Here is a 6,540-nt window from a genome sequence, read left to right as displayed (position 1 = left end):
ATCTTTTTCTATATGAAGTTAACAACAGGACAACAACAAATGTCTGCACCACAGCAAGAAGGTATGCCAGATATGGCAAAAATGATGAAATACATGATTTATTTTGCACCAATAATGATGATTGTATTCTTTAATTCTTATGCTTCAGGTTTAAGTTTGTATTACTTTATCTCAAACTTAATTAGTATTGGTATTTTAATAGTGATTAAAAATTTCATTTTAGATGAAGATAAAATTCTTGCTAAAATACAAGTGCAAAAAGCAAAGCCTAAAAAAGAAAGTAAATTTCAAACAAAAATGAAAAATATGATGGAGCAGGCAGAGAAACAAAAGCAAGAACAGAAGAAAAATAAAAAATAAATAACGGACAATTTTAAAAAGCTGCCATCTAATAATAAGTTTGGCAGCTTTTTTGTTTAATACTATTTATGCACTATAACAATTAGATTGTTTTATAGTCGTTATAATCATTGATTTGTCATTTCTACGCAGTTAGGAATCCGCAACAAAACATAAAATATGAACAAACTAATAATTTTAATTTTCACTTTAATAACAACAGTGTCTTTTTCTCAAGATCGCAATCAAAAAGATGCAGATGGAAAGCGTCATGGTGTTTGGAGTAAAAATTTCGAGGGCACAAAAGTATTGCGTTACGAAGGAGAATTTAATCATGGACAAGAAGTTGGAACCTTTAAATTCTACAAAAATATAGATGGACAATCTGTTTTAACAGCAACAAGAACGTTTAGTCCAAGTAGCGATTTAGCAGACGTAAAATTCTTCTCATCAACCAAAAAACTTATTAGTAAAGGTAGAATGCGAGGTAAAACTTATGTTGGTAAATGGCTCTATTACCATAATAAATCTAAAGTTGTTATGACTCAGGAATTCTATAACAATAAAGGTGAACTAGAAGGTTTAAATAAAACGTTTTACTTAAGTGGACAACTAGCAAAGCAAGAAAACTATAGTGCTGGAATAGTAGTTGGTGAATCGAGATGGTTTTCAGAATCTGGTATTTTAATTAAGGTCTTTAATTATAAAAATGGAGAGTTGCATGGATCTGCTAAAATTTATGACTCAAAAGGAAAAATTGAACAAGAAGGTGTTTACCAAAAAGACAGACGTCATGGTATTTGGAAATTTTATAAAAACGGCAAACTTTTAAAAGAACAAGATTTTACCAGACGAAGTAAAAACCCTTATAAGAAGAAGAAAGAGTAGTTTTTAGTAAGTACTCTTCAGTAAACAGTAAACAGTAAACAGTAAACAGTAAACAGTTAGGAATAAACAGTAATCAGCTATTTTGTTTTTTCTCAGTAATTATTTTCTCTGTGAATCTCTGTGTAATAGTATTCAATAAATAGTAAATAGCTACACTTACAATTTTTAATCTTCAATTTTTTAATTCTTTAATCTTTTAGTTTTTCAATCATTCAGTATCTTTGCAATCGGTAAAACAAATATGAAAAAAAGAGTAATTGTAGGACTTTCTGGAGGTGTAGATTCTAGCGTTGCAGCTTATCTTTTAAAAGAGCAAGGCTACGAGGTTATTGGGCTTTTTATGAAAAATTGGCACGACGATTCTGTGACTATTTCAGACGACTGTCCTTGGCTAGACGATAGTAATGACGCTATGTTAGTTGCAGAAAAACTAGGTATACCATTTCAAACTGTAGATTTAAGCACGCAATACAAAGAACGTATTGTTGATTATATGTTTAATGAATATGAAAAAGGACGCACACCAAATCCAGATGTACTTTGTAACAGAGAAATAAAGTTCGACGTTTTCATGAAAATCGCTTTAGACCTTGGAGCAGATTATGTCGCAACTGGACATTATTGTAGAAAAGGTAGTATTGAGAAAGACGGAAAAGAAGTGTTTCAGTTGTTAGCAGGACAGGATAATAATAAGGATCAATCTTATTTTTTATGTCAGTTGTCACAACAACAATTAGCAAAAGCGCTGTTTCCTATTGGAGAACTTCAAAAACCAGAAGTACGTGAGATAGCTGCAAAAGCCGACTTAATAACTGCTGATAAAAAAGACTCACAAGGTTTATGCTTTATAGGTAAAGTACGTTTGCCAGATTTTCTTCAGCAACAACTAAAAGCTAAAGAAGGTGTTATTGTTGAGATTCCGAAGGATAATTCGCATTATAAAACAACTCAAAAAACTTTCAGTACTAAAACTGAAGAATTACAATACCTTTCTAGGAAAGCAGAATATAAAGTTGCAGATGGCGAAATAGTTGGTAAGCATCAAGGCGCTCATTATTTTACCAAAGGACAACGTAAAGGCTTATCGGTTGGTGGTAAAGTAGAACCTTTATTTGTTATCGATACAGATGTAAAAGAAAACGTAATTTACACAGGACAAGGTAAACAACATCCAGGTTTATATAAACGCGCTTTATTTGTTTCTAATGAAGAATTGCATTGGGTAAGACCAGATTTAGCTTTAAAAACAGGAGAGACTTTAAGTGTTTTGGCAAGAATTAGATATAGGCAACCTTTAGAAAATGCAACCTTACATAAGGTAGATTCTGGTTTGTATGTAGAGTTTGAAAACCTACAATCTGCAATAACCGAAGGACAATTTGTAGCTTGGTATTTAGAAGACGAATTGGTTGGCTCTGGAGTGATTTCGTAATACTATTTCATAGCACATCGTCATTGCGAGGACGAAGGACGTGGCAATCTGTTTATAAGTAACAAAATTAATTTCGCACACATTATCTTAATTATGCAAAACAAAATAACACAACTCTTTAATATAAAACACCCAATCATCCAAGCAGGAATGATTTGGAATAGTGGATGGCGTTTAGCTTCTGCAGCAAGTAATTCTGGAATTCTTGGTCTTATTGGAGCAGGAAGTATGTATCCTGATGTTTTACGCGAGCACATTCAAAAATGTAAAAAAGCAACCAATAAGCCTTTTGGTGTTAATGTCCCAATGTTGTATCCCAATGTCACAGAGATTATGGATATAATTGTAGAAGAAGGTGTGAAAATTGTTTTTACTTCCGCAGGAAATCCTAAAACATGGACCAAGTGGTTACAAGATAAAGGCATTACAGTTGTACATGTTGTAAGTAGTGTAAAGTTTGCATTAAAATCTCAAGAAGCAGGAGTAGATGCTATTGTTGCTGAAGGTTTTGAAGCTGGTGGACACAATGGTCGAGACGAAACCACAACACTTACTTTAATACCAATGGTAAAAGAGCAATTACAAATTCCATTAATAGCAGCAGGTGGTATTGCAACTGGTAAAGCCATGTTAGCTTGTATGGTTTTAGGAGCAGATGGCGTGCAAGTTGGAAGCCGTTTTGTAGCTAGTGAAGAGTCTTCTGCGCATCAAGCGTTTAAGCAAGTTGTGGTAGATACCAAAGAAGGCGATACACAATTAACATTAAAAGAATTAGCGCCTGTACGTTTAGTGAAAAATAAGTTTTTTAATGAATTGCAGGAACTTTATAAAACTGCACCAACTCCAGAACAACTTAAAGAATTGCTAGGTAGAGCGAGAGCAAAACGTGGTATGTTTGAAGGTGATCTTGAAGATGGTGAATTAGAGATTGGTCAAATTGCTGGATTAATACATGATATTAAACCTGTTGCTGAGATTGTAGCCGAAATGGTTGCCGAATTTGAGGAAGCTAAGTCTAATATCTCTAATTTATAAGCTAATCGTTATTAATTCTTTGTTTTTTTTAATTAAACCTTATTGATTAAATTTAGTCAAATCATAAAACTCCAAACAAATTATGAAACTAAAAACCACTACACTTTTAAGTGTTATTACTTTATTAATAACGGTAAACTTAATAAACTCTCAAACACTTACTCAATTTGGTCCCGACAATTTCGTGAAAATAGAAGAAGGTTTAAATGGGTTCTTTGCGTCTCTGGATTCAGGAGATCGATTTAGTAGAGATCACGATGTCGCAGGAGATATTAATGGCGATGGTGTTCTTGATTTAGTAGTTGGTGCTCGCTCTGATGATGATGGGCAAACAGACGCAGGTGCTGTTTATATTCTTTTTATGAATAATGATGGTACTGTACAATCCAATCAAAAAATATCTATGCTTGAAGGTGGTTTTAATGAGCCTTTAACTGCTAATAATTTCTTTGGTTACGGTGTCGCTGGTATTGGTGATTATGATGCTGATGGTGTGCCAGATATAGCTGTGTCTTCTGCACTATCTAATAATTCCGCATTATATATTATTCATTTAAATACTGATGGTACTGTTAAAAATTATGTAAAAACGCCAAATATTACAGCACAAGGTTTATCTGCTATTGGAGATTTAAATAATGATGGAAGAATAGATTTAGTTGCATGCGACCCTAATTCTAATATGGGAGGAACTAATCGTGGAGCTATAAGAATATTGTTTTTAGATAACACCTCTAACGTAATAAGTGCAGATACTGTAACTATTAGTTCTACATCTGGAGGATTTGGTGGCGGTTTACAGAATGAAGATGCCTTTGGAGGAAGAGAAGTTGCCATGCTTGGAGATATTGATAATGATGGCACTAAAGAATTAGCCGTAGGTGCTTTTAAATCTGATGGAGGCAAAGGCGCAATATGGATTCTTTCGCTTGACGCAACAAACTACAATGTAGTCTCTAAGCTAAAAATAGCAGAAGGACTTAATGGATTTAATGATACATTATCAGACGGTGTTAATCCTAATGGTTCTTCTGGAGCCCAAATAGGTCACGCAATGTGTGCACCAGGAGACTTAAATGGCGATGGTGTTCCAGATTTAATTACAGGTGCCAATCAACAAAATGATGGAGATGGTTATATTCTTTATTTAAATAGTGATAAAACAGTAAAATCTCACACTAAAATTAGCGAAACAAGTGGTGGATTTAATTTAGCTCTAGATAATGGAGAACGCTTTTCTAGATCTATTTCTTTTGTTGGCGATTTACGTGGAGATGGCACTATAGGTGTTAATTTTGGAGGAGGAGCAGGTGGGACAGGTACATTATATTTATTGTTTTTTAAACCATGTGATTTTACGCAAGAAACAGGCTTTAATAGATGGGCTGGAGGTAATGTGCTTTTTTCTAATTGGAATCATGGTTCGCAAATGCTTACAGGTGACGCATTATCTCTTGAAGAATGTACTTTTAAGGCATTTGAAAACAATGCTATTTATATGACTTATAACGATAATGATGGACGTTGTATTTGTATGGATTCTGCTGCAACTTTAGTAGCAAGTGGAGAAGGTAGTTTTGCTTTTATAAACGAATGTAATAGTGCTACGTTGTCGGTAAACGATTTTGAAAACACTGTAAATGCTGTATCCATTTATCCTAATCCAGTAGCTTCGCTACTCAATCTTAGAATAAATAAAGAAATACCTTTTACTAACGATGATAAAATAACGTTATACAATATACTAGGTAAACCTGTTTACAAACAGAATATTACAAACCAAAATACGAGTGTTAATCTGTCAAAATATTCAAACGGAATATACCTATTACATGCTACAATTAATGGCATCTCACAAACGTTTAAAGTTGTAAAAGAATAAATATAACCACGTTAATTGATAATTTGAAGCCTGTTGTTGAGATTGTTACCAGAAGTTTGGTGCTTTCTTTAAGGGTGTCAAGGTGAATGTTATAGATCTTTAGGTATTAACATTTGTTAATGTTAATATAGCGTAGATACCAGTTTGCTATTGTATTTAATAATTTAAAAAACTAACTTAGCTTATCGTCTGATATAAAACATTGAAACGATTTCATATCAGCGAACACGTTGGCATTAATACAAATAAAAAATCCCATTAAATAATTAACAAAACTATATGAAAACATTTACTAAATTATCAACAATTCTTTTAATTTTATTTCTTGTTACTAACTCTTGTAAAAGCTCAGATAAAGTAGCAATTAAATATTTAAATGTGGAAAAAGGAGCTATTCCACCTGATTTTGGAGAAAAAGGAACTACTTTGTTAACCACCAACAGAGATAGTGAAATTATTGAAAATTATAAAGGTGACTATGAATCTGTACAAAATTATGTGCATTATAGCTTTAAAAAAAGCAAAAGAAACAAATTTACAGGACACGATACTCAATTTAAAGATATCAACAAGTATAGATTTGTTTTTGTTTTTGATGTTACGTCAAGTGATTCTAATGGTGGTTCAGCTGTTATTCTTAAAGTTTATGATAGAAAAGAAAAAAAAGTATATCGTAGTAAAAAATCATCCATGAATAAGTATAATTATGCCAAATTATATTTACAGAAACTTGATCAACAGAGAATAATAAATGGTGGTTAAAATATACACAACAAATATAAAAACTGAAATTACTCTTTATCTTAAATAGAAAAAATAACAAAAAAAATGAGTTACATTACGAATAAGTACTAAAGCCAACAAAGTGTATAATTAATTGCTTTGGCAAGTGCTTATTTGGAAAATTCCTTCGGAATTTTCTCGCGTTCGTTTTTGTTTACTAAATTAGTTGCTTAAACACGCA

6 protein-coding genes are annotated in these 6,540 nt (G+C 32.5%); all 6 read left to right on the top strand.

Annotated features, from left to right (window positions below; translation table 11 throughout):
* A partial coding sequence (locus Q0C58_RS04355) for a YidC/Oxa1 family membrane protein insertase (protein WP_290698010.1) occupies window positions 1-360 on the top strand: 360 nt, incomplete at its 5' end.
* A gap of 159 nt (window positions 361-519) precedes the next feature.
* Window positions 520-1,227, top strand: coding sequence for a toxin-antitoxin system YwqK family antitoxin (locus Q0C58_RS04350; RefSeq protein ID WP_290698009.1), 708 nt, complete (start codon window positions 520-522; stop codon window positions 1,225-1,227).
* Between the two features lie 241 nt (window positions 1,228-1,468).
* Window positions 1,469-2,659 carry a tRNA 2-thiouridine(34) synthase MnmA gene (gene mnmA / locus Q0C58_RS04345; RefSeq protein ID WP_290698007.1) on the top strand — a complete coding sequence of 397 codons (1,191 nt, stop codon included), beginning with the start codon at window positions 1,469-1,471 and terminating at the stop codon, window positions 2,657-2,659.
* A 93-nt stretch (window positions 2,660-2,752) separates the two neighbouring features.
* Complete coding sequence (locus Q0C58_RS04340; protein WP_290698006.1) at window positions 2,753-3,694, top strand: nitronate monooxygenase; 942 nt, start codon at window positions 2,753-2,755, stop codon at window positions 3,692-3,694.
* 82 nt (window positions 3,695-3,776) lie between these two features.
* Window positions 3,777-5,576: an FG-GAP-like repeat-containing protein gene (locus Q0C58_RS04335; protein WP_290698005.1), complete on the top strand. Its 1,800-nt coding sequence runs from the start codon at window positions 3,777-3,779 to the stop codon at window positions 5,574-5,576.
* Window positions 5,577-5,855: 279 nt separating this feature from the next.
* Window positions 5,856-6,338 carry a hypothetical protein gene (locus Q0C58_RS04330; RefSeq protein WP_290698004.1) on the top strand — a complete coding sequence of 161 codons (483 nt, stop codon included), beginning with the start codon at window positions 5,856-5,858 and terminating at the stop codon, window positions 6,336-6,338.
* Window positions 6,339-6,540 lie beyond the last annotated feature (202 nt).

The sequence above is a fragment of the Lacinutrix sp. genome (genome assembly GCF_023299985.1).
In the GTDB taxonomy this organism is placed as follows: Bacteria; Bacteroidota; Bacteroidia; order Flavobacteriales; family Flavobacteriaceae; genus Lacinutrix.
Note: the sequence above shows the minus strand (reverse complement) of the source record. Positions and strands in the feature narration are given on the sequence as shown.